The organism is Mediterraneibacter torques, assembly GCF_044591705.1.
GTDB lineage: Bacteria > Bacillota > Clostridia > Lachnospirales > Lachnospiraceae > Mediterraneibacter > Mediterraneibacter torques.
Genome location: NZ_CP172594.1, coordinates 2,312,627 through 2,334,666, shown reverse-complemented (window position 1 = coordinate 2,334,666; position 22,040 = coordinate 2,312,627). Strand labels below are relative to the sequence as shown.

At 34.3% G+C, this 22,040-nt stretch carries 25 protein-coding genes; 24 read left to right on the top strand and 1 reads right to left on the bottom strand.

The genetic code is table 11. The features are described 5' to 3' along the window. Positions 1-48: 48 nt before the first annotated feature. From ACH9UM_RS11000 to ACH9UM_RS10985, 4 genes are read left to right on the top strand one after another with little or no spacing between them, the layout of a single operon-like run. The gene (locus tag ACH9UM_RS11000) at positions 49-708 is read left to right on the top strand and encodes a sugar transferase (protein WP_278885467.1); all 660 of its coding nucleotides are present in this window, start codon (positions 49-51) and stop codon (positions 706-708) included. 14 nt (positions 709-722) lie between these two features. Then, complete coding sequence (locus tag ACH9UM_RS10995) at positions 723-1,661, top strand: aldo/keto reductase (protein WP_278885465.1); 939 nt, start codon at positions 723-725, stop codon at positions 1,659-1,661. Beyond that, entirely contained in the window at positions 1,658-2,644 is a 987-nt protein-coding gene (locus ACH9UM_RS10990) for an acyltransferase family protein (RefSeq protein WP_400091346.1), read from the top strand. Before ACH9UM_RS10995 ends, ACH9UM_RS10990 begins: the two co-directional genes overlap by 4 nt. 16 nt (positions 2,645-2,660) lie before the next feature. Then, positions 2,661-3,659, top strand: coding sequence for a transketolase (locus ACH9UM_RS10985; protein ID WP_278885462.1), 999 nt, complete (start codon positions 2,661-2,663; stop codon positions 3,657-3,659). 135 nt (positions 3,660-3,794) lie between these two features. Here the strand turns inward: ACH9UM_RS10985 and ACH9UM_RS10980 are convergent, their stop codons facing one another. Further along, a complete protein-coding gene (locus ACH9UM_RS10980) occupies positions 3,795-4,964 on the bottom strand; it encodes an IS110 family transposase (protein WP_009243756.1) in 1,170 nt (389 codons plus the stop codon). Positions 4,965-5,242: 278 nt separating this feature from the next. Here ACH9UM_RS10980 and ACH9UM_RS10975 point away from each other — a divergent pair, with 278 nt between their 5' ends. The 20 genes from ACH9UM_RS10975 (at position 5,243) to ACH9UM_RS10880 (ending at position 22,026) form a co-directional block, all read left to right on the top strand. Continuing rightward, the gene (locus ACH9UM_RS10975; RefSeq protein WP_400091344.1) at positions 5,243-6,166 is read left to right on the top strand and encodes a transketolase family protein; all 924 of its coding nucleotides are present in this window, start codon (positions 5,243-5,245) and stop codon (positions 6,164-6,166) included. Beyond that, positions 6,159-7,280 (top strand): glycosyltransferase family 4 protein, encoded by a 1,122-nt coding sequence (locus ACH9UM_RS10970; protein WP_400091341.1) that lies wholly within the window; start codon positions 6,159-6,161, stop codon positions 7,278-7,280. The genes ACH9UM_RS10975 and ACH9UM_RS10970 overlap by 8 nt, the downstream gene beginning before the upstream one ends. Before the next feature lie 27 nt (positions 7,281-7,307). Then, complete coding sequence (locus ACH9UM_RS10965; RefSeq protein WP_278885458.1) at positions 7,308-8,399, top strand: EpsG family protein; 1,092 nt, start codon at positions 7,308-7,310, stop codon at positions 8,397-8,399. A gap of 48 nt (positions 8,400-8,447) precedes the next feature. Further along, entirely contained in the window at positions 8,448-9,539 is a 1,092-nt protein-coding gene (locus ACH9UM_RS10960) for a glycosyltransferase family 1 protein (RefSeq protein ID WP_278885456.1), read from the top strand. Next, positions 9,539-10,120: an acyltransferase family protein gene (locus ACH9UM_RS10955; protein WP_400091339.1), complete on the top strand. Its 582-nt coding sequence runs from the start codon at positions 9,539-9,541 to the stop codon at positions 10,118-10,120. Before ACH9UM_RS10960 ends, ACH9UM_RS10955 begins: the two co-directional genes overlap by 1 nt. Before the next feature lie 13 nt (positions 10,121-10,133). Next, complete coding sequence (locus ACH9UM_RS10950) at positions 10,134-10,640, top strand: hypothetical protein (protein WP_400091337.1); 507 nt, start codon at positions 10,134-10,136, stop codon at positions 10,638-10,640. A gap of 16 nt (positions 10,641-10,656) precedes the next feature. Further along, positions 10,657-11,538 (top strand): glycosyltransferase family 2 protein, encoded by an 882-nt coding sequence (locus ACH9UM_RS10945; RefSeq protein WP_400091334.1) that lies wholly within the window; start codon positions 10,657-10,659, stop codon positions 11,536-11,538. A gap of 7 nt (positions 11,539-11,545) precedes the next feature. Beyond that, a complete protein-coding gene (locus ACH9UM_RS10940; protein ID WP_400091332.1) occupies positions 11,546-11,743 on the top strand; it encodes a hypothetical protein in 198 nt (65 codons plus the stop codon). After that, positions 11,721-12,431, top strand: coding sequence for an acyltransferase family protein (locus ACH9UM_RS10935; protein ID WP_400091329.1), 711 nt, complete (start codon positions 11,721-11,723; stop codon positions 12,429-12,431). The genes ACH9UM_RS10940 and ACH9UM_RS10935 overlap by 23 nt, the downstream gene beginning before the upstream one ends. A gap of 119 nt (positions 12,432-12,550) precedes the next feature. After that, complete coding sequence (locus tag ACH9UM_RS10930) at positions 12,551-13,093, top strand: serine O-acetyltransferase (RefSeq protein WP_400091327.1); 543 nt, start codon at positions 12,551-12,553, stop codon at positions 13,091-13,093. A 24-nt stretch (positions 13,094-13,117) separates the two neighbouring features. Further along, positions 13,118-13,825, top strand: a complete 708-nt coding sequence (locus ACH9UM_RS10925; RefSeq protein WP_349159119.1) for a glycosyltransferase — start codon at positions 13,118-13,120, stop codon at positions 13,823-13,825. Positions 13,826-13,852: 27 nt separating this feature from the next. Beyond that, entirely contained in the window at positions 13,853-14,725 is an 873-nt protein-coding gene (locus ACH9UM_RS10920; RefSeq protein WP_278885449.1) for a hypothetical protein, read from the top strand. Positions 14,726-14,731: 6 nt separating this feature from the next. Continuing rightward, complete coding sequence (locus ACH9UM_RS10915) at positions 14,732-15,268, top strand: glycosyltransferase (protein WP_400091323.1); 537 nt, start codon at positions 14,732-14,734, stop codon at positions 15,266-15,268. Continuing rightward, the gene (locus ACH9UM_RS10910; protein ID WP_400091320.1) at positions 15,258-15,806 is read left to right on the top strand and encodes a glycosyltransferase; all 549 of its coding nucleotides are present in this window, start codon (positions 15,258-15,260) and stop codon (positions 15,804-15,806) included. The genes ACH9UM_RS10915 and ACH9UM_RS10910 overlap by 11 nt, the downstream gene beginning before the upstream one ends. Continuing rightward, complete coding sequence (locus ACH9UM_RS10905; RefSeq protein ID WP_306543528.1) at positions 15,793-16,464, top strand: DUF1919 domain-containing protein; 672 nt, start codon at positions 15,793-15,795, stop codon at positions 16,462-16,464. The genes ACH9UM_RS10910 and ACH9UM_RS10905 overlap by 14 nt, the downstream gene beginning before the upstream one ends. Positions 16,465-16,474: 10 nt before the next feature. Further along, positions 16,475-17,500 (top strand): acyltransferase, encoded by a 1,026-nt coding sequence (locus ACH9UM_RS10900; RefSeq protein ID WP_306543527.1) that lies wholly within the window; start codon positions 16,475-16,477, stop codon positions 17,498-17,500. Then, positions 17,501-18,448 carry a glycosyltransferase gene (locus tag ACH9UM_RS10895; protein WP_306543525.1) on the top strand — a complete coding sequence of 316 codons (948 nt, stop codon included), beginning with the start codon at positions 17,501-17,503 and terminating at the stop codon, positions 18,446-18,448. A 23-nt stretch (positions 18,449-18,471) separates the two neighbouring features. Next, positions 18,472-19,491: a Stealth CR1 domain-containing protein gene (locus ACH9UM_RS10890; RefSeq protein WP_349159124.1), complete on the top strand. Its 1,020-nt coding sequence runs from the start codon at positions 18,472-18,474 to the stop codon at positions 19,489-19,491. A 12-nt stretch (positions 19,492-19,503) separates the two neighbouring features. Further along, a complete protein-coding gene (locus tag ACH9UM_RS10885) occupies positions 19,504-20,535 on the top strand; it encodes a glycosyltransferase (RefSeq protein ID WP_306543521.1) in 1,032 nt (343 codons plus the stop codon). A 36-nt stretch (positions 20,536-20,571) separates the two neighbouring features. Further along, entirely contained in the window at positions 20,572-22,026 is a 1,455-nt protein-coding gene (locus ACH9UM_RS10880; protein ID WP_306543519.1) for a lipopolysaccharide biosynthesis protein, read from the top strand. The last annotated feature ends 14 nt before the right edge of the window (positions 22,027-22,040 follow it).

The window sequence follows — 22,040 nt, the reverse complement described above, 5'->3', positions numbered from 1 at the left end:
TAATATAATAAACATAAGTAAAAAGAAAGAATCTACAGGAGAGAGAAAATGAAGAGGAAAGCTTATGACGGGATTTATAATAAGTTTATTAAAAGAGGGTTGGATATTGTTATCACCGGTTTAGCGCTTCTTATCCTTTGGCCGCTTTATTTGATTTTATCATTAGTTATTGTAGTTGAAGATGGATTTCCGGTTTTTTATAAGGCCGATCGAGGGGGCTATAAAAACAAGACTTTTCAGATATGTAAATTTAGAACGATGATTAAGAATGCGGATAAAGTGGGTGGTGGAACGACTGCTTTGAATGATCCGAGGATAACGAAAGTAGGAAATGTTTTAAGAAAAACAAAATTGGATGAAATTCCCCAATTAGGTCAGGTGTTTATCGGAAAGATGAGTCTGATTGGTCCAAGACCGGAATTAGTAAGATATACGAATCAGTATGAGGGAGAAGAAAAGGATATTTTGAAAGTTCGTCCGGGGATTACAGATTTCAGCTCTGTGGAATTTATTAATTTAGATGAAATCGTAGGCGGTGAGAATGCGGATGAGATGTATGAAAAATATGTGTTAAAAAAGAAAAATCAATTACGCATTAAATATGCTCATGAAGTATCGTTTAAGACGGATGTTTCTATATTATTCAGAACATTAGGAGCAGTGTTACATAAGAGTTTTGGCTTTTTGTTTAGAAATGAGCATAGATAGAGGAGTGTTTGTTTATGGAATATACAATGCTTAGAAATTCAGATTTAAAAGTTTCCAGACTTTGCATGGGAGGATGCCCTATGGGAGGTTATGGATGGGGAGATACCCAGGAAAACGAGCTGATAGAAGCAGTACATACGGCGGTAGATCAAGGGGTTAATTTTTTTGATACCGCAGATACATACGGACTTGGTCAGTCAGAAAAAACTTTAGGAAAAGCGTTGGGAAGTCATCGGAAAGATGTAGTGATTGCGTCTAAGTTTGGAGTGCGTATAGAGAATGGAAAAACCTTTTACGATAATAGTTCATCATGGATAAAAAAAGCTGTGGAAGGAAGTCTTCGCAGATTAGGAACAGATTATATTGATTTATATCAAATTCATTACCGTGACGGGAAAACGCCTATAGGTGAAGTGATAGAAACATTAGAAGAAATGAAAAAAAAGGGATATATACGATATTATGGTCTTTCAAACATTCATGAAGATGATATAGAAGAAATAAAGCCGTTCCGCGGAAAATTTGTTAGTTTTCAGGATGAATACAGTTTGGCCTGCAGAAAAAATGAAAGTGATATGAAATCTATTGCTCAAGATTTGGAAATGACAATTTTGACATGGGGAAGTTTAGGTCAGGGAATTCTAACCGGAAAATATACAAAAGAAAATGTGAATTTTGGAAATGACGATAGAAGAAGCAGGGATATTTATGTGAATTTTCATGGCGAAAAGCTTTTGAAAAATTTAGAGATCGTTGAAGTCATGAGAACGATAGCTGATAAATATGAAAAACCGGTTGCAGCAGTTGCAATTAGATATATTTTAGATTTTCTTTCGGATTCTGTCGTACTTTGTGGAGCAAAAAGACCTTCTCAGATATTAGGAAATATAGAAGGACTTGGTTGGAATCTGGAAAGGGAAGATATAAAACGATTGGATGAGGTTTCCAAATGAATTTATCAAAAAGATACCCTAAGATAGATATTTTATATACAATCGGGATTTTACTGGTTCTTTTTGGACATTCGCATTCTAGTGATTGGAGTACTTTTGAAGGCACTATTTTACAAAGTGCAATAGAGTTTGTATATACTTTTCATATGCCTTTGTTTTTCTTTATTGCCGGTTATTTGTTTATTAACTCTAAATCTATAGAGAGAGTGGGGTACGGAAAGTGGATAAAAGAGAAAAGTATGAAGTTATTAACTCCGTATCTTGTACTTTCGATTGCAGCATTGGTACCTAAGTACTATGTAGAGTATCATACTTTTGTGAAAATAGACTATGTAATAGAAGCAATATTTAATCCTAGAGCAGGTGTATGGGGGCATTTTTGGTTTATTCCGGTTTTATTATTGTGCTACGCGCTGTTTGGAATATGGCGGGTATTTGTGACAGAAAATAATAAATATGTAATGATCTTTATAGTTACGGTGTTGTCAATTATAGGGTATTTCCTTCCTGTTTCAATTCAGTGGCTGGGTATTAAAGATCTTCTTAATTCTTGTGTATTCTTTTGTGTTGGTATGATAGTTAAGACATTGGATTTCAAGAAAAGAAGAGTTCCCTATGTGATAAAATGTGGAATAGGGATTGTTGTATCAATTATTATTTTCCAAAATGTTCCTAAAAATAAGAGTACTTTATTATTAATTGCATTGATAATGATATACTCTTGTTGGCAGTTGGCGGGAAAGATTGGTAAAAGTAAATTTGCCTTATGGATTGGTATGCATAATTTTACTATTTATATTTATTCATGGCCATTTCAGGCGATTATGATGGCGGTTTGTGATAAGATTCAAATGAAGTGGTATGTAACAAGTTTTTTGATGTCTGTAATAGGTTTGTTTGGGCCGATTTGTTTAGTATATACATATGAAAAATTTGATCGGATACATAATAAGGTGTTTGATCTTATATTAGGCATGAAATAAGTAGGAGGGAAGACATATGACAAGTGAACAACTGGCATGGAAGATAAGAAGACACGGAATTGAAATGACACATTTATCAGGAGGTAGTCACATAGGGGCAATTTTATCTGTAGCAGATATTATTGCAGTTTTGTATAGCGGGGTTATGAATATAGATCCCGGCAATCCTAAGAAAGATAGCAGAGATCGATTTATTTTAAGTAAAGGGCATGCGGGCGCTTCAATTTATGCCGCATTAGCGGAAAATGGATTTTTTGAGGTAGAAGAGTTAAAAACACATTATCAGAATGGAAGCAGATTGTCAGGGCATGTTTCCCATCACGTTCCGGGAGTTGATTTTTCTACGGGATCGCTTGGACATGGACTTTCAGCTGGAACAGGTATGGCTTATGCAGCGAAAAAAGATGGGAAAGATCATAAGGTTTATGTGGTTTTAGGAGATGGAGAATGTGATGAGGGATCTGTGTGGGAAGCGGCTCTATTTGCAAATCATTTCCGTTTGAGTAATTTGATAGCAATCGTAGACCACAATCATATGCAGAGTATGGATTTCCAAGAGAATACACTTGAAATAGAAGATTTTGGGGAAAAATGGAAAGCATTTGGTTGGAATGTAATTGAAATAGATGGAAATAATCATCAAGAATTAAGAACAGCATTTGAACAGGCAGAAAAGAACAGTAAAGCAGAAGCGCATAAACCAACTGTGATTATTGCAAATACAATTAAAGGGTGTGGAGTATCTTTTATGCAAAATGATATTTTGTGGCATTATCGTTTTCCGCATGAGGGTTGGGAATATGATTGTGCGGTGGCGGAACTGCATAGGCATAAACCGGAAGGAATAGAAGATCCATATACACCAAATGGAATTGAAAATCCGGTGCAGCCTGATGAAAAAGATGATATTGGAAATGATCATACGTTTTCTTATACATGGAACACAACTTATCCGGAGAAAATGCGTCGTGTAGAGGCAAAATCAGGAAGCAGTGAAAGAGAACACAGAGTATAAGGAGACCAGCTATGAAAAGTCAACCATAAATTAGCAAAAAATTTCTTTTTCATATCGGTGGTAAAAAAGGGTAACTTTAATAGAGCTCCCTTAGGGTGCTTTTTCAAAATCTATCGATATAGGTATACAGATCTCTTACTCGAGGTTAAATTCTACTTCGTCAGTGAGCATCTTCCAGATGACTCTGACAAGCTTGCCGGCACAGTGCCCAAGTGCATTGTAGTGAGACCGGCCTTCAGCCCTCTTGGCATCATAATAAGCCTTGAAGGTTGCGTTGTTCCTGACAACGTTCCAAGCTGCATTTACAAGAGCATATCGTAAAACACGAGAGCCACGTTTGGACATCCTTGTTGTCTTAGCCTGAAAGTTACCAGACTGATAAACAGAAGGATCCAGGCCTGCAAAAGCAAGCAGCTTGTTTGGATTGGAGAAACGGTGAATATCGCCTATTTCACCAAGGATCATTCCACCATTGATATAACCGATACCAGGAATGGTCATGATGACAGAATCGTTAAATTTCATGATATCCGTCATCTCAGCTTCAATCTTTTCTAATTGGCTATCCAGTAACTCGATTTGTTGAATGGTTTGAGTTATCTGAATAGATATAGCGCTGTCGTTGGCACCGACAGACTTCTGTGCGAGAATTCTTAATTCTTTGGCCTGCTCTTTAGTAAAATGTCCGTGCGAGTTCACTTTGAGCAGATTTGCCAGATGAGTCATATGCATGGAAGCAATCTCTTTTGGAGAAGGTGCTTCTTTTAAAAGAGCATAGACAGCATTCTGATGCAGACCGGATTTGAAAAAGTATTGAATCTCCGGGAATACTTGATCAACATAGGTTGTCAGTTGGATTTTCAATCGGGTGCGTTGCTTAATGGTTTTCTGCCGAAAGCGCCCCAAGGCCTTAAGATCCATCATATCGAGATCAAAGAAGGTAATAAATCTTAGGTCATCCTGCATCATAAGAGTTTTAGCAATAACAAATGTGTCGACCTTATCTGTCTTTGTTTTACGAACATTGTTCTTACGCATCTGACAGGTTTTGATGGGGTTCAACACACACACTTGGTAGAACTCAGCAACAAGGTATCGAACAAGGTTGTCACCGTAGTGTGCCGTCGACTCAAGACCGATGATGATGCTGTTCTTATCGAATGATTCGAGCTTAGAGACCAGCAGTTGGAAGCCATCAGCGTCGTTTGTGAATTTGAACGGCTCAATGAGTATTTCACCGTCCGAAGAAATCGCAGCGGCGAAATGGTTGAGTTTGGCAATATCAATGCCTACAAAAATTTTCATGAGGTTGTACCTCCCTTTCATAAAGTCTGATACCATGATGTCCACCATCGATTATCATCGTAGACTTGATAGAAATAAGTACTCTGAGTGAAAAACACTCCGGCAACATCCAGCTAATAAACAATTCAGATAAAGGTAGCGGCAATACACTCCAGTCGAGTAGTCAAGGCTACAGGGAAAAATCAAAAGTCCATAGTATCTGAATTGTATTGAACCACGATATTAAAAGAAAGGAAACGTGTGATAATTAACTTCCTAATTATCATACAAGAGAAAAAATGAGAGATACATTTGTCAAAACGTTGGTTGACTTAGCAAAAGAAGATAAAAATATTGAATTGGTTACAGGAGATCTTGGATTTGGCGTATTAAAGCCTTTTTGGGAAACTGTTCCGGATCAATTTACAAATGCCGGTATAGCGGAGCAGAATATGACAACTGTAGCGGCTGGTATGGCATTAGAAGGAAAGATAGTGTTTACATATTCAATAGGTAATTTTCCGACATTAAGATGTTTAGAGCAGATAAGAAATGACTGTGCTTATCATAATGCTAATGTAAAGGTTGTTTGTATTGGCGGAGGATTTGTATATGGATCGCTTGGAATGAGTCATCAGGCGACAGAGGATTTGGCAATTCTTAGGGCATTGCCGGATGTTGTTGTTATGGCACCTGCAGATTTGGTTGAAGCAGAAGAATGTACGAAAGCATTGGCAGCATATCCAGGAACAGCGTATCTTCGACTTGGCAGAGGCGGAGAAAAAAGAATTCATGATCACATAGAAAATTTCCAGATCGGGAAAGCAATTAAAGTAAAATCAGGGGAAAAAATTGCAATCTTTTCTACAGGAGCTATTTTTGAAGAGGTGAATGCAGCATATGACATACTTGTGTCTAAAGGATATAGTCCTGCAGTTTATACATTTCCGACAGTAAAACCGATAGATAAAGAAGTGATTGAAGATTGCGCCAAAGAATTTGAAGTTATAGTGACTTGTGAAGAGCATAATATCGTAGGTGGATTTGGAAGCGCTGTTGCAGAAGTAATGGCAGAGATGCAGGCTAAAAAAGCGTATTTGTTAAGAATAGGATTAAATGATGAATATTCTGTTAAAGTAGGAAATCAAGAATATTTAAGAGAACAATATGGTATGGATAGCAAAGCTATAGCAAGAAAAATAGAGGAAACTGTGAATGAGTAAAAAAATTCTTGTTACATCGACAGATCTAATGATGGTTCAGTTTTTACTGCCCCACATTAGGAACTTGTTTGAAAACGGATATGTTGTAGAAGTCGCCTGTTCGGATGTGGGCGGACGGATGGATGAAATTCATGAAAAAATCAGAGACTGTGTAAGAAAAATTCATACGGTAGATTTACATAGAAGTCCGGCTGCACCGGGGAATTTCAAAGGGTATCGGCAAATGAAAGCAATCATTGAAAAAGGGCATTATGATATTATTTGGACAAATGAACCGGTAATGGGGGTTGTTACGAGATTAGCAGCGCGGCGAGTGAGAAAATCAGGAACGAAAGTGCTTTATATGGTTCATGGTTTTCACTTTTATAAGGGCGCGCCCCGTGTAAACTGGATGATTTATTATCCGATTGAAAAAATCATGGCATCTAAAGCAGATGTGATTTGTACGGTGAATCGTGAAGATTATAAAAGGACGCAAAAATTTAACGTTGAGCAAGTTCGATATATCCATGGGATAGGAATAAACACTGCGCGTTTGACTCCCGGAAAAAAGCAAAATGATATCCGGCTTGAACTTGGATTAAATAAGGATGATTTTATTGTACTGTCTGTTGGTGAATTGAATGAAAACAAGAATCAAAAAGTGATTATAGAGGCATTATCTGTTCTTAATGATAAGAAAATACATTATTTACTTTGTGGCAAAGGAAATCAGGCAGACGCATTGAGAAAACTTGTGGCAGAGCGACACTTAGAGCAGAATGTTCATTTTCTTGGGTATAGAAAAGATGTAGTTGATATTTGCAGTCAGTCTGATGTATATGTAATGCCGTCCAAACGAGAAGGATTACCGGTAGCTTCATTGGAAGCAATGTATTGTGGACTTCCGTTAGTGACATCGAATATAAGAGGATTGACTGATGTGATGGAAAATGGAAAGTCAGGGTATATGTGCCGGCCAGAAGATATAAAAGGATTTGCCCAGGGAATTAAAAAACTAAAAGAGAATCCGTCAATGCGTGAAAACATGGGGGAACATAATAAAGAAACAGTGAAACCGTATTGTATTGAAGAAACAAAGAAGGAAATAATTAATCTTATCAATAGAGTATAGGGTGACATAAAAGAAAAGGAAGCAAACATGATTATATATATATCTATGATAATGGTAGTGTTTTTTGGGTATTGTATACAAAAACTGAAAACAAATAAGACTATTGCACAAGTAAAAACTATGAAATTAATGGTTTTTGTAACATTTGGATATATTATTTTTTGGGCAGGGATACGAAATGCGTTTGTGGATACAGCTGCGTATATTTCTAAGTTTTTAGGATGCAGTTTGGTGGACTTGAAATTTTTGGACATATCCTTTGATAGTGGATGGGGATTTGATCTGCTGATGATTCTTTTTAAGACATTTATTTCACAAAATTACCATGTGTGGTTAATGTTTATAGCAATTATAAGCGGGACTTGCTTAGCTGTAGTATTTTGGAAGTATTCAGTAAATTATTATTATACGGTGTTTCTTTTTCTGTCAATGATAGGTTTTACATGGTTGATGAATGGTATTCGTCAATTTTTAGCAGTAGCGATTATTTTTGCATGTACGCCATTAATAGAGAAAAAAAAGTGGCTTCCTTACTGTATTGTTGTACTTTTATGCACAACGATACACGCCACATGCATAATAATGATACCGATCTATTTTGTTGTACAAGGAAAGCCGTGGTCAAGAAAGACATTATTGTTAATAACTGCGACAATACTAGTTTTAGTTTTCACAACTCAATTTACAAATTTAATGGATACAATGTTGGCGGATACAAAATGGGCTACTGTGAGCACGAATGAAGAATTTCTAAATGATGATGGAGTAAATCCATTAAGAGTATTAGTTTTTTCTGTTCCTACAATTTTGGCATTTGTTGGAAGGCGGTATTTAAAAAATGATGCAGATGCAAAAATCAATATATTTATTAATATGTCAATTTTAACAACATGCTTATATGTGGTAGGAATGGTTACAACAGGAGTTTTAGTTGGAAGACTTCCTATATATATAGAAATGTATGGATATATACTATTGCCATATGTAATTGAAAGATGTTTTACAGTAAGAAGTAAAAAGTTATTATATGCAGTAAGTATAGTTTGTTATTTATTTTATTTTTATTTAATGACTCGAGGAATGTATTATTCGTCTGATTTTACAGGACGCATATATTGAAACTGGGGATAGATGATAGAATCAGACGTTATGCGAGGAGATAAAAGGATGACAGTGAGGGTATTACATGTTGTAACCGATATGCGGCGCGGTGGATTAGAAACAATGTTGATGAACTATTATCGCAAAATAGATCGAAATAAAGTTCAGTTTGATTTTTTGGAACATAGACAAGAAGAAAGTGACTACGATCGGGAAATAAAAAAAATGGGTGGGAAGATTCACAGAATTCCAAGATTAAATCCATTTAGTATTCATTATAAATCAGCGCTTTATGAATTTTTTAAAGACCATCCGGAATATCAGATTGTTCATGTACATCAGGATTGTTTGAGCTCTATTATATTAAAAGCTGCTCAAAAATGTGGTGTTAAAGTGAGAATTGCACATAGTCATAGTAGCAATCAAGATAAAAATTTAAAATATTTATTGAAGTTGTATTATATGAAAAAAATTCCGCAATATGCTACGCAACTGTTTGCATGTTCTGAAGAAGCTGGTAAGTGGATGTTTTGTGGGGCTGATTTTGATGTGTTGAATAATGCGATTGATGCCAAAAGATATATTTATTCGTCGGAAGTTAGGGCAAAACGACGAAAAGAATTTGGAATTGAAGAGGATACGATAGTTGTAGGCCATGTAGGGCGTTTTTGGTATCCTAAAAATCATATGTTCTTACTTGATATATTTCAAAAGATAGCTGATAAGACCGATGCTAAATTATTATTGGTGGGGGATGGACGTTTAAGGGCAGACATTGAAAAGAAAATTCAACAACTTCATTTAGAGGATAAGGTGATTTTGACCGGAGTAAGGAACGATGTAGCGGAATTATTGCAAGCAATGGACGTCTTTGTTTTTCCATCTATATATGAGGGGTTACCGGTAACTATTATAGAGGCACAGGCAGCAGGACTTTCCTGTCTGATTTCAGATAAAGTTCCGATTGAATGTAAAAAAACAGATTTGGTGACGCAGATAGATTTGGATAAGCCGGCAGAGCATTGGGCAGAAAATGCGATACAAGTATCAGAAACAGAAAGAAAAGATATGTATGAAGAAATAGAAAAAAGTGGATATGATATCGAAAAAAATGCAGAAGAATTGGTAGATTTTTATTTGAAAATGGGAAGGGATTAATGAGAGAAATAGTAAAAGAGCGTTGTGGTATGAGTGAGAATAAAGCAAAAGAAACTCAAGTATATACCGGAATTGATGTATTCAAATTGATTGCAGCAGTATTAGTTGTATTGTTACATACTGTAGAAACATCTAATTACTATGCATGTGCTATAAAAGAAGTGTTTACACGTTTGGCAGTTCCATTCTTTTTTATAGCTTCTGGATTTTTTTTCCAGAAAGGGTTGGAAAAAGCTCAAAGTAAGGTAAGCTATATTAAAAAATATGAAAAGAATATTTTAAAGATCTTTTTTGTATGGGCAGTAGTTATGTATTCGCCATTTGTTGTTTATTCCTATATTACAAATAACGTAGGTGAGTCAAGTTTAAGAATAGTAGGAATGTTGATTCGTAGAATCTTTATTATTGGTTCCGGTTGCATATTGGTACTTAGTAACATTATTTTGGTCTTCGTTGTTTATTTATTTTTGTTATGTAAAAAAGAAAGAAAATTTCTTGTTTATAGCTATAATGGTTGGATTTTGCATGCAGATTTTATATTCTTGTTTCAGAGGGGCGTTTTCAAAAATATTTATTTTTGAGATGTTTTTTAAGGTGATTTATGGAATTTTTTCATGGGAATATAATTTCTTAATGTATGGTATTCCGTTTATGGGAATAGGATATTTTTTTAGTAAAAAGAAAATTCATATGAGTAAAAAAAAGGCTTCGATATTACTTATTATTGCAACGTTGTTTAGTATGGTAGAATATAGTTTGCCTAGAATTATTCCAAGTGCTTTTTGGATAAATAATAGAATTTTTCTTGCGTTTATTGTACAGGCAATCGCGTATTTCCTAATAGCGGAAAGCATGGCTTTTAAAATTAGTAAGAAAAGATCGTTGTCGATAAGACAATTAAGTTCGTTTATATATTTTTCACATGTAATTTTACTTTATGAAATATTAAATCGAATTTTAGATAATTTTACAACACTTCCAACATATGAGCCGATTATGATTCTTCCTAAATTTTTAATAATTATAGGTGCATGCATAGTATTGTTCTTGCCTATTAAGAAAATAAATAATAAGCATTTAAACATTTTAATTAATGGATAAAAGGGATGGGGAACGAATGAAAACAATAACAGTATTTACACCTGCGTATAATCGTGCACAAACACTTCCACGCACATATGAATCACTTGTGAAACAAAAGTGTAAAGATTTCAAATGGCTTATTGTGGATGATGGTTCATCAGATAATACAAGGGAAATTGTGCAAGAATGGCAGAAAAAGGATAATGGTTTTGAAATTCAATACATATATAAAGAAAATGGCGGAATGCATACAGCACATAATGTAGCATATGAAAATATAAATACAGAATTAAATGTATGTATTGATTCTGATGATGCGTTGGCAGATGATGCTATAGAGAAGATATTGGAAAAGTGGAATCAAGTAAAGGGGAAAGGTTATGCAGGACTTATTGGGTTAGATGCTGATTTTTCAGGTAATATTATTGGAAAGGGTTTTTCAAAAGATATGACCGAGACCACTTTAGTAGGATACTATGCAAATGGTGGAAGTGGAGATAAAAAATTAGTATATCGAACAGATATTATAAAGAAATATCCCTCTTATCCTGTATTTGAAGGAGAAAAGTATGTTGCCTTAGGATATAAGTATCGTTTGATTGATCAAGAATATAAGCTGGCAGTGTTAGATGAGATTCTCTGTAATGTGGAGTATCAGCCGGACGGTTCGTCGAATAGTATGCTTCGACAATATATTAAAAATCCAAAGGGCTTTGCGTTTTGGCGAAAGATATGCATGCAGTTTCCCGAATCTGAACAAAGAGTATTTCAAGATTGTATACATTATGTTTCAAGTAGTTTGTTAAGCCGAAACTGGCATTTTATTAAAGAATCGCCTAGAAAAGGCAAAACTGTTTTAGCTATTCCAGCAGGCATATTGTTGACACTTTATATTAAATCGAAGGTTAAAGGATAGGGGAGAAATGAGTAAAGGAAGAAATGGGGAAATATATTTTGTGACATGGTTACGCGCGGTAGCTGTTGCTTTAATTTTATCGTGTCATTTGGCTTCATGGAGCGAAAATAGAATATTGTTGATTATGTCTCAAATTTTAAATGTAGGTGTGCCTATATTCTTTATATTATCAGGCTTCCTATTTGGAATTGGGGGGGCAAAATAAAAATCCGGTACAGTGGTATATAAAACGGATCAAAAGAATTTTTATTCCATATGAAATTTTTATGGTAGTTTTGTTAGTCTTACATATTATGACTAAACAAGAAATAAAGGTGATTCAGTGGGTAAGAACTATTTTGGGAATTCAGGGTTTTTCAGGTGTAAGAGGTGCAGAGCAGACATGGTTTATTACTGCAATATTAATATGCTATTTAGTAACACCGGGAATTGCATATTTCTCAGATCTTTTGTGTAAAAAAACCAAAATAATTCAAAAAGTAATTTTGACATTGGTTTTATTTCTTCCAGCTCTAATACCATTTATTATAGGAGAAGCGGCATCATTTGTTACTCCGATTGTGTGGTATTTTTTAGCATATTTTTGTGGAAAAAATTGGAATAAAATTAAATATGCTATAAATAAGTCAAAAATGATAGGTGCGATGCTAATTATAGCGGTGATGTTTTTGCTACGAATCATAGGGCGCTTTATATTGGATGGGACAATTTTATATGATTATGTAATTGTAGTATACGAACATAATATTGTGGCATTTTGTATTGCAGTGATTTTCATTTATTACTTTTCCAATAAAAAACCTACAAGAATTGTAAAAACAGTTAGTAATATTAGTTTTGAGATATATTTGTATCATTGTATGTTTGGAGTACTAACCAATAAAAATTTCTGATTTAACAAGATTTTATTCTTTAAATTGTGTGATTATTATTTTACTCTCTGCGGTCATTGCATATATAATGAATAAATTTAGTGACATGGTATTGAAAAAGATATGAAGGATATATTGAAATGAATAAGATGTTTAAAGAAGATTATTACAGAATGACTGGAACGGAATATAAGTTTGGAATCAAAAGCCTGATACAATGGTTCGTATCCCATCAGATCAGATATGTATATTGGTTGAGAAAAGCGCAAGATAAACCGTCAGTATTGAAAAAGTTTATTTTAAAGAAATATTCTAAAAAATATGGATTAGAAATCTCAATAAATGCGGAAATCGGCAGAGGACTTTATCTGGGACATCCCTATAATATTACCGTGGGTGGAGGAGTGCGGTTTGGGGATAATGTGAATTTACATAAAGGCTGTACGATCGGAAGAGAGAACCGTGGAAAGAGAGAAGGTGTTCCATCAATAGGTGATAATGTCGCAGTGGGAATTAACGCTACTGTGATTGGAAATATTCATATAGGAAATGATGTTATGATAGCGCCGAATAGTTTTGTGAATTTTGACGTTCCGGATCACTCAATCGTAATAGGTAATCCGGGAGTGATACATCATAAAGATGATGCAACGAAAGGATATGTAAGTTTTTGTGTAGAGTAGTTATAGAAAAATAGGGGGAGTTATATGATACCAAAGAAAATACATTATTGTTGGTTTGGTATGGCTGAAAAGCCGAAACTGGCAAAAAAATGCATAGAAAGTTGGAAAAAATATTGCTCAGATTATGAAATTATTGAGTGGAATGAAAAAACATTTGATGTGAATGTAAATCAGTATACGAAATATTGCTATGAACATAAAAAATGGGCATATTTAAGCGACTATGTTCGGTTAGCAGTTGTTGCAGAGCATGGAGGAATTTATTTTGATACAGATGTAGAAGTAGTGAGATCATTTGATGATTTATTAGAATATGAAGCATTTTATGGCTTTGAAAATGATCAGTATGTAGCTTCGGGGTTGGGATTTGGCGCAGAAGCTCAACATAAAACTATTTTAGCAATGTTAGAGGAATATCATCTGTTGAATTTTGATGAGAATGGGGATTTGGCATTTATAGGATGTCCTATTTTGAATACGAAGGCTTTGGTGAAATTGGGACTAAAAGAGAACGGAAAATTGCAAAATGTAGCTGGTGCAGAAATTTTACCAATTCGTTTTTTTAATCCATATGAAAATTCTACCGGAAAATTAAATGTTCAAAAGGACACGTATTCAATTCACTGGTATGCTAAAAGTGCGCTTGATTGGAAGGCGAAAGTAAGATCGAAAATTACCCAGCCGATACATAGGATATTCGGAGAAGATTGTTTTAAAAGATTTCGCAGATAGATAAGAAGTGTCAACAGGAGGAGAACAATGTTAAAAGAAACAAGCCTGTATGCAGAAAGTTGGAATGTAGCATGGAGGCAAAAGTCGAGAGGAAGTATCTTAAGTGATAAAAAAACAGAGTTTAATGTGATAAAAAATGCTTTTAGATATTGGGCGGCAGATCCTTTTGTATTTGAACATGGGGAAAAAACATATATATTTGCAGAACTTTATGATTATGTTAAATGTAAAGGTTGCTTGGGATATTATGAATTGAGCAGTTCATCTCCGAAATGGGTATCGGTTATTGAAGAAGATTACCATTTATCATATCCTTACATATTTGAAAACAAAGAAGGTATTTTTATAATGCCGGAATCAGGAGCGAATAAGGAGCTGACATTGTATAAAGCAGTTTCATTTCCTGATAAATGGGAAAAAGTCGATGTGTTACGAAAAAATGTTCAATACGGCGATACAACTCCGTTTGAATGGGAAGGTCATAAATATGCATTGACATATGATGTGGAAAACGTAAATTACAAATTAGTTTTATTAGATTTAGAGAATGAAGATAAAGACAGAGAAATTTCTTGTCAGAATATAAATTGCCGAAGACCTGCGGGAGCTGTTTTCTTATTAGAAGGAAAATGGATCAGACCGGCACAAGACTGTGAAAAAGGTTATGGAAAAGGGTTGTATTTTTATGAATTTCAAATGGATGAACATGGAGAATATTCAGAAAAAACGTGTGAAATGCTCTCACCGGAACAGTTGAGTCTATCATATAAATTGTATCGGGATGGGATGCATACTTATAATGGATCTTCAAACTATGAAGTGATAGATATTAAAACGAGAAGATTTAATATCCTGAATTTTTTGTTTCGGATATTGGGAAAAGTTCGGCGGAAAGGATAGTCAGTTATGAAAAGGATCTTTATGGTGGGGTATAGTACGGATAAGGGCGGCGTAGAAGCCTATATTGTAAATTTATGCAGTCAGTTGCCAAAAGAGAAATATGAAGTGATTTATGATTGGCCGACAATGAAAATAGATGGGAAAACATGGATTCGTCCGAAAAATAGACATAATTATCTTGCTTATAGGAATTTTTGGAAACAGTTTTTCAGAGAGAATCATTTCGATGTTCTGTATTATAATACTTGCGATATTGTAAGTATTGATTTATTGAAGTTCGCAAAAAAAGCAGGGATTTCGGTTAGAATTATTCATTCTCACAATACTGGAAATCAGTTGGGAATAGATAAGCAAATGAGCTTGCCGCATAGGATGATGGAAAGGTCGAATCGTAAAAATATTAATAAGTATGCGACTTATCTGTTAGCGTGTTCAAAATCAGCAGGAGATTGGATGTTCGGCGGACATCAATATCAAATAATTCATAATGGAATTGATCTTTTTAAATATAAATATGATTTAAAAAGACGAGATGCCTCGTGATGAACACGGAATAAGATCGGAAAGAGTAATAGGATGCATCGGAAGATTAGACCCTCAAAAGAATCCGATATATGCGGAAAAAATAGCTGAATCTATTCTGAAAAAAGATTCGCAAGCAAAATTTGTGTTTATCGGTGATGGTGAGCTGTCAGATGAAGTGAAAAGCATCGTGAAAGCAAATAAATTGGAAGAAAAGATTCTCTTTGCTGGTGCAGTTGACAATGTAAATGAGTGGATGTCAGCGATTGACTGTCTCATAATGCCGTCGTTGTTTGAAGGATTGCCTTTTGTTTTAGTTGAAGCACAGGCTGCAGGTTTGCCGTGTGTTGTTTCTTCTACAGTATCAAAAGAAGCTGATTTTACAGGGGTGCTTCAGTTCATTGATTTAGATGTAGGTGAAGATGCTTGGGCAGAAGCAGCGCTTTCTGCGTGTGACAATGCAAGGAAAGATTATTTGCAAAATTTGATTGATGCAGGATATTCTATTGAAAATACAGCGGCAGAGGTATGTGAAATTATAGAAAGTGTGGAAAAGTAAAGTGATACATAGAATTGTAAGAAAAATTAAACTTCTTATATGGAAGAAATATCGTCTAAAGATTGATAAAAGAGATCGAAAACGGCTTACAGACAAAATAAAAACTACTTCTATTATTTCAATGAACTGTACAGGTGGAATTATCTCTCATAATTTAGGTCTTCAATTTCTGTCACCGACTGTGAATTTATATATGAATGCAGAGGATTTTATGAAATTTTGTGAAAATCTAAAATATTATATGAGTATTGAGAAGATGCGGGAATGTACAGATCAGAATGTGATAGGTGGGAGAGATTATCCGATAGCATATTTGGGCGATTTAACCTTATATTTGGTCCATTATTCATCTGTAGAAGAAGCAGAAAAGAAGTGGAATGAAAGAAAACAGCGCATCAACTGGGATAATATTGCGATTTTTAATACAGATAGAGAAGGGATGACAGAAGAATTAAAGGATCGTTTTGAGAAGCTTCCGTATAGAAAAGTAATGTTTGTGAACAAACCGGATAAGAAACATACGAGTTGTTTTTATCTGAAGGGGTTTGAAGAGGAAAAGAGCGTAGGGATTATTACTGATCCAGAAGGTTGGAAAGGGTTGAGACCGATTGATCAGTTTGATTATGTGAATTTTTTAGATGGAAAGGATTGCATTTAAGAGGAGAGGGATGGGAAAATTTGAGAGCAGAGCAACGAATTTTGAAATTTTAAGGATTATTAGTATGTTATTGATTGTGACTGGACATTCGATAACACATGGCGGTTTCACCGAAATTCCATTGACTATTAATGGAATGATGGCTGTTGTTCTTACGCAGGGGGCGAGAATAGGCGTTGATATATTTATACTTCTTTCAGGTTATTTTTCTGTGAAAAAAACAGCATCAAATAGAAAAATAAAAAAATTATATATACAGATATGGACATATTCGGTATTAGTTACTGGGAGTATGATGGTGTTTGGGATTATTCCGGTGGGATTGAAAACGGTTATTTCCATGGTATTACCGATATCAACATCGCAGTATTGGTTTGCAACATGTTATATGTTGTTGATTTTAATGAGTCCGTGTTTTCAGGCGTGTATGGAGAAGTTATCGCGAAAGCAGTTGCAAGGTATTTTAATTGTGTTTGGAATATTGTGGTCGGTTATACCTACACTACTGATCGGATCACCAGGATATAGTAATTTAGGGTGGCTTGCATATGTGTATTTGTTAGGCGCGTATATACGGGTTTATGAACCTCCTATATGCAAGAAGATAAAAGTATGGCATGGTATAGTATGGCTGATAGGAATATGTATTTTGGCGGTAGGAACATATTGCTTTGGATATTCATCAATGTTTTTTAGAAGTAATGCAGTCTATCTATTTGCAGAGATGAATAAGTTGCCTGCAATCATTTGTGCAGTATTATTATTTCTTGGATTTAAAAATTGGGATAGAAAGCAAAATTTATTTATTAATAAAGTTGCTGCATGTACTTTTGGAGTATATTTATTGCACGACAATCCACAAATTAGGACTTTTTTGTGGGAAAAATTACTAGATAATAAGAAGTACATTGCAGATATATCGTTTCCAGTACATATAGTAGGTAGTATTGTACTAGTTTTTACAGTCGGAATTATTATTGAATGGGTTAGACAGTATTTGGAGAAAAATATTCATATTTTAGTAGGGAGAAAATAAATGGTTAGTATTATCATACCTGTTTATAAGGTGGAAAAATATTTATCAAAATGTATTGAAAGTATTTTCAAGCAAACATACTTTGATCTTGAATTAATTCTTGTTGATGATGGTTCACCGGATAAGTGCCCGGAAATTTGTGATACATATGCAAGTAAAGATGAAAGAGTTGTTGTAATTCACCAAAAGAATGCAGGGGTGTCGGCTGCGAGAAATGCAGGACTTGAAAAAGCAAAAGGTGAGTATATTGGATTTGTTGATCCAGATGATTGGATTGCGCCTGAAATGTATAAAAAAATGATTTCAGAACTTGAAAGTTCAGAATCAGATTTGGCAATTTGCGGATATGAGTATTATGATGAAGACTATCATGTTGATGAACAGAGACGATATAAAGTACGTTTCAATGAGGTGGTGGATCAAAAGGAGATAATGAATCGTTTTTCTGATATGCCGCCATCTATACGTCATGTTGTTTGGAATAAAGTGTTTAGAAAAGATTTATTAGATAAACAAAAATTCAAAGTGGGACTGCATTCATCAGAAGATGTATATTTTTTAAATGAGTATGTGCAAAAAATACAAAGAGCTGTAATTGTACATCAACCATATTATAAGAACTTGGTAAGACAGGGAAGCGCAACACATGGGGGATTAAGTATACAGAGTTTAGCTGAATCTTTTGAAGCACATGAACAGATGTACAAAGATGCAGTTAAGAAATATCCAGATTTGAAAAATCACAGTCAGGCATTTTTGTTAGATGTGTGTACATTAAAATATAATGAGGCAAAAAGAAAAATGAGTAGTCTTTCAAATGATGAACAAGAACAGATGCAAAAAAATTTGCAGGAGATGAAACAGTTTATTAAAGCGTATGCGAGAAAAGCAATATTTAATAAAGAGATCTATTGGAAGACGAGGATTTATTATTTGTTGAATAAATGATAGAGATATAAGGGAGTGAGCATATGGAGAATTATAAAATTGATTTTGTCATTCCGTGGGTTGATGGAAGTGACATAAATTGGTTGAAAGAGAAGGAAAAGTATTGGGTTTCAGAGGGAAATACTCCTTTTCTTGATGGAAATGAGAGTGCAAGATTCAGAGATTGGGACATTTTAAGATATTGGTTTCGAGCTGTTGAAAAATTTACTCCGTGGGTCAATCAGATTTTTTTTGTTACATGGGAGCATGTTCCTGAATGGTTGAATGTTCATCATCCCAAGTTGAAGATAGTAAATCATAGGGATTATATAGATTCTCAATATTTGCCGACGTTTAGTGCAAATCCAATTGAAATAAATTTTCATAATATTAAAGATTTGTCGGAACATTTTGTATATTTCAATGACGATATGTTTGTAATTCGTTCAATGGAAAAATCAGATTTTTTCGTAAATGGACTTCCAAGAGAAATGGCTACAATGTATTTGTTAGCTAATAATGGGGCGGAAGATACTTTTCAGTATATGTTATTTCGGATGATGGGGGAAGTGAATAAACATTTTGATTTGCATGATGCGATTAGAAAAAATAAATCAAAATGGTTTAATTTAAAGTATAAGAAATATCTTCTAAATAATTTTTTGTTGTATCGATTTCATAATGTTTCAGGCTTATATACACCGCATGTTCCAAGTTCATTGAGAAAATCAACAATGAAAGAAGTATGGGATACAATTCCTCAGGCGATGACAGAAACTTGCCAACATAGATTTAGAAATCAAAGGGATATTACACAGTATATATTTAGATATTGGGAAATTATGAAAGGAACTTTTGAACCAACTAATATTATGGAATATGGAAAAGAATTTTTTGTTACAGATTCCGACAATGAAGAATTGTGTAGTACAATCGAGCAGCAGAAAGCTAAGTTAATCTGTATTAATGATAGTATTCAATTAAAAGAGTTTGAAAAAGTAAAGCAAAGCATTGTAGAAAGCTTTGAAAAGGTTTTACCCGTAAAGTCAAAATATGAGTTATAAGGAAATTACAAGATGAAAGATAATGATGTTTTAGTTAGTGTGTGTTGCACAGTTTATAATCATGAAAAGTACTTGAGGAATTGTTTAGAGAGTATTGTTATGCAAAAAACAAATTTTGAATTTGAAGTTTTAGTTCATGATGATGCATCTACAGATTGTTCTGCTGATATTATTCGAGAATATGAAAAGAGATATCCGAAAGTTATAAAACCTATTTACCAAGTAGAGAATCAGTATTCTAAAGGCGTAGGGATATCTAAAACCTATTTGTACCCCAATGCAAAAGGAAAATATATTGCTTTTTGTGAGGGGGATGATTTTTGGACGGATGATCAAAAATTGCAGTTGCAAGTGAATGCTTTAGAGGCGGATGAGGAAAGGGTATTCTCTATGCATAAAGTGAAAGGAGCAAATGAAAACGGAGAAGAAAATGGGATAGAATTACCGCCTATTGATATTTCATCTAAAGAATATGATTCTGATGAATTTATGAGATTGCTGATAGGAAAAAAAGGAGTACGATTTCAGACGAGTTCCTTTCTTGTACGAAAAAATATAGTACATAACTTGTTTAAAGAAAATCCGGCTTTCTTGCAAAAAGCAAGGGTTGGGGATTTAGTTTTACAAATGTACTCTGCGCTTCAAGGGAAGTTATATTATATAGATAAAGAAATGTCAGCTTATAGAATGTTTTCAATAAATAGTTTTTCCTCTAATAATGTTTGTGATGAAAAGAAATATATCTTATTAAAGCAGAACTTTAAAGAATGGTTTCAGTTGTTTGATGTATATTCAAATTATAAATTTCATGATTGTATTAAATATGAAATAGGGAAGATAGAAAAAGATATATTTCAATTAAAGGCAGTTATTGTAAGAAAAGAAATGGAAAGTATAGCAGATAAATCAGCTAAAACACAGAAATTGATGTTATATAAAAAATTACTGTATTACATTTTTATATTAAGAGGAGGTGGATTGAAAAATATATGGATAAAAATGAAGAGATGGTACAGTCCAGATAACAATAAAAAAAGTTTATAGTTTCAAAAGTATTATATAGATAAGGGATGTGTGATTTTGGAAGACATAAAAGGGAAAGTGCTTTCTAATTTTATATGGCGATTTCTTGAGCGATCTGGTGCTCAAATAGTTCAGTTAGTAGTTTCGATTGTTCTTGCGCGATTGCTTGCGCCAACGGATTACGGAACAATCGCGTTAATGAATGTTTTTATTTCCGTATTAGGAATTTTTGTACATTGTGGTTTGACAAGTGCTCTCATTCAAAAAAAGGATGCAGACGATACGGATTTTTCTACGGTGTTTTATGCGCAGATGCTATTTTGTATAGTGATATATATAATATTATTTATAAGCGCTCCATATATTGCACAATTTTATAATGATCCTCAAATGACATGGATGATTCGTGTGTTAGGTTTAACATTGATTATTGCAGGCGTTAAGAGTATACAAACAGCATATGTTTCTCGCAATATGCAGTTTAAGCGTTTCTTTTTTGCAACGCTTGGCGGAACGATAGGGGCAGCTTTTGTAGGAATTGGACTTGCGGTTGCCGGATTTGGGGCATGGGCTTTGATTGGACAGAGTTTATTCAATAATACAGTAGATACAATTATTTTGTGGGTTACGGTGAAGTGGAAACCCAAAAGAGTATTTTCTTTTCAACGATTGAAAGGACTGTTCTCTTATAGTTGGAAGTTGTTGTTTTCTTCTTTGTTGGATACGGTTTATAACAATTTAAGATCCTTAATTATCGGAAAAGTCTACTCGTCAAAAGATTTGGCATTTTATAATAGAGGACAAAGTTGGCCTAACCTGATTATTGAAAATGTTAATTCCTCAATAGATAGTGTGCTGTTTCCGAGTATGTCAGCGTCACAGAGCGATAGAGAGCGTGTGAAAATGATGACTCGAAGGGCGATAAAGACAAGTACATATGTAATAGCCCCGTTGATGATGGGTCTCGCATTTTGTGGAACACCTCTTGTACGGCTAGTACTGACTGAAAAATGGTTGTTTTGTGTTCCTTTTCAGGTGATTTTCTGTATTACATATATGTTCTATCCGATACATACGGCAAACTTAAATGCAATTAAAGCAATGGGGCGAAGCGATTTGTTCCTAAAGTTAGAGATTATAAAGAAGATTGTCGGTTTGATTGCTTTAGCTATTACTGTTCCGATCAGTGTAATGGCAATGGGATACAGCTTATTAGTGACAAGTGTTTTGGGGCAAATTATTAACTCATGGCCGAATAAAAGATTGCTTAATTATGGGTATTTGGAACAGGTGAAAGATATTTTACCGGGGATAGCATTGGCAGTTGGAATGGGGATTTGTATATATCCAATTCAATATTTGGGATTGCCGGATATTATTACATTAGTAACACAGGTAGTTGCAGGAGCAATTATATATATAGGCGGTTCGGCGTTATTTAAGTTAGAGAGTTTTTTATATTTGCTGAATATGGTAAAAGGGATTAGAAAAAAGACTAAAAGTTTAGAATGATGATTGTGGGATGG

Bases quoted from the DNA above. Each gene is read 5' to 3' on its own strand.
- ACH9UM_RS11000 (WP_278885467.1), top strand. From the start codon at position 49: ATGAAGAGGAAAGCTTATGACGGGATTTATAATAAGTTTATTAAAAGA.
- ACH9UM_RS10995 (WP_278885465.1), top strand. From the start codon at position 723: ATGGAATATACAATGCTTAGAAATTCAGATTTAAAAGTTTCCAGACTT.
- ACH9UM_RS10990 (WP_400091346.1), top strand. From the start codon at position 1,658: ATGAATTTATCAAAAAGATACCCTAAGATAGATATTTTATATACAATC.
- ACH9UM_RS10985 (WP_278885462.1), top strand. From the start codon at position 2,661: ATGACAAGTGAACAACTGGCATGGAAGATAAGAAGACACGGAATTGAA.
- ACH9UM_RS10980 (WP_009243756.1), bottom strand. From the start codon at position 4,964: ATGAAAATTTTTGTAGGCATTGATATTGCCAAACTCAACCATTTCGCC.
- ACH9UM_RS10975 (WP_400091344.1), top strand. From the start codon at position 5,243: ATGAGAGATACATTTGTCAAAACGTTGGTTGACTTAGCAAAAGAAGAT.
- ACH9UM_RS10970 (WP_400091341.1), top strand. From the start codon at position 6,159: ATGAGTAAAAAAATTCTTGTTACATCGACAGATCTAATGATGGTTCAG.
- ACH9UM_RS10965 (WP_278885458.1), top strand. From the start codon at position 7,308: ATGATTATATATATATCTATGATAATGGTAGTGTTTTTTGGGTATTGT.
- ACH9UM_RS10960 (WP_278885456.1), top strand. From the start codon at position 8,448: ATGACAGTGAGGGTATTACATGTTGTAACCGATATGCGGCGCGGTGGA.
- ACH9UM_RS10955 (WP_400091339.1), top strand. From the start codon at position 9,539: ATGAGAGAAATAGTAAAAGAGCGTTGTGGTATGAGTGAGAATAAAGCA.
- ACH9UM_RS10945 (WP_400091334.1), top strand. From the start codon at position 10,657: ATGAAAACAATAACAGTATTTACACCTGCGTATAATCGTGCACAAACA.
- ACH9UM_RS10940 (WP_400091332.1), top strand. From the start codon at position 11,546: ATGAGTAAAGGAAGAAATGGGGAAATATATTTTGTGACATGGTTACGC.
- ACH9UM_RS10930 (WP_400091327.1), top strand. From the start codon at position 12,551: ATGAATAAGATGTTTAAAGAAGATTATTACAGAATGACTGGAACGGAA.
- ACH9UM_RS10925 (WP_349159119.1), top strand. From the start codon at position 13,118: ATGATACCAAAGAAAATACATTATTGTTGGTTTGGTATGGCTGAAAAG.
- ACH9UM_RS10920 (WP_278885449.1), top strand. From the start codon at position 13,853: ATGTTAAAAGAAACAAGCCTGTATGCAGAAAGTTGGAATGTAGCATGG.
- ACH9UM_RS10915 (WP_400091323.1), top strand. From the start codon at position 14,732: ATGAAAAGGATCTTTATGGTGGGGTATAGTACGGATAAGGGCGGCGTA.
- ACH9UM_RS10910 (WP_400091320.1), top strand. From the start codon at position 15,258: ATGCCTCGTGATGAACACGGAATAAGATCGGAAAGAGTAATAGGATGC.
- ACH9UM_RS10900 (WP_306543527.1), top strand. From the start codon at position 16,475: ATGGGAAAATTTGAGAGCAGAGCAACGAATTTTGAAATTTTAAGGATT.
- ACH9UM_RS10895 (WP_306543525.1), top strand. From the start codon at position 17,501: ATGGTTAGTATTATCATACCTGTTTATAAGGTGGAAAAATATTTATCA.
- ACH9UM_RS10890 (WP_349159124.1), top strand. From the start codon at position 18,472: ATGGAGAATTATAAAATTGATTTTGTCATTCCGTGGGTTGATGGAAGT.
- ACH9UM_RS10885 (WP_306543521.1), top strand. From the start codon at position 19,504: ATGAAAGATAATGATGTTTTAGTTAGTGTGTGTTGCACAGTTTATAAT.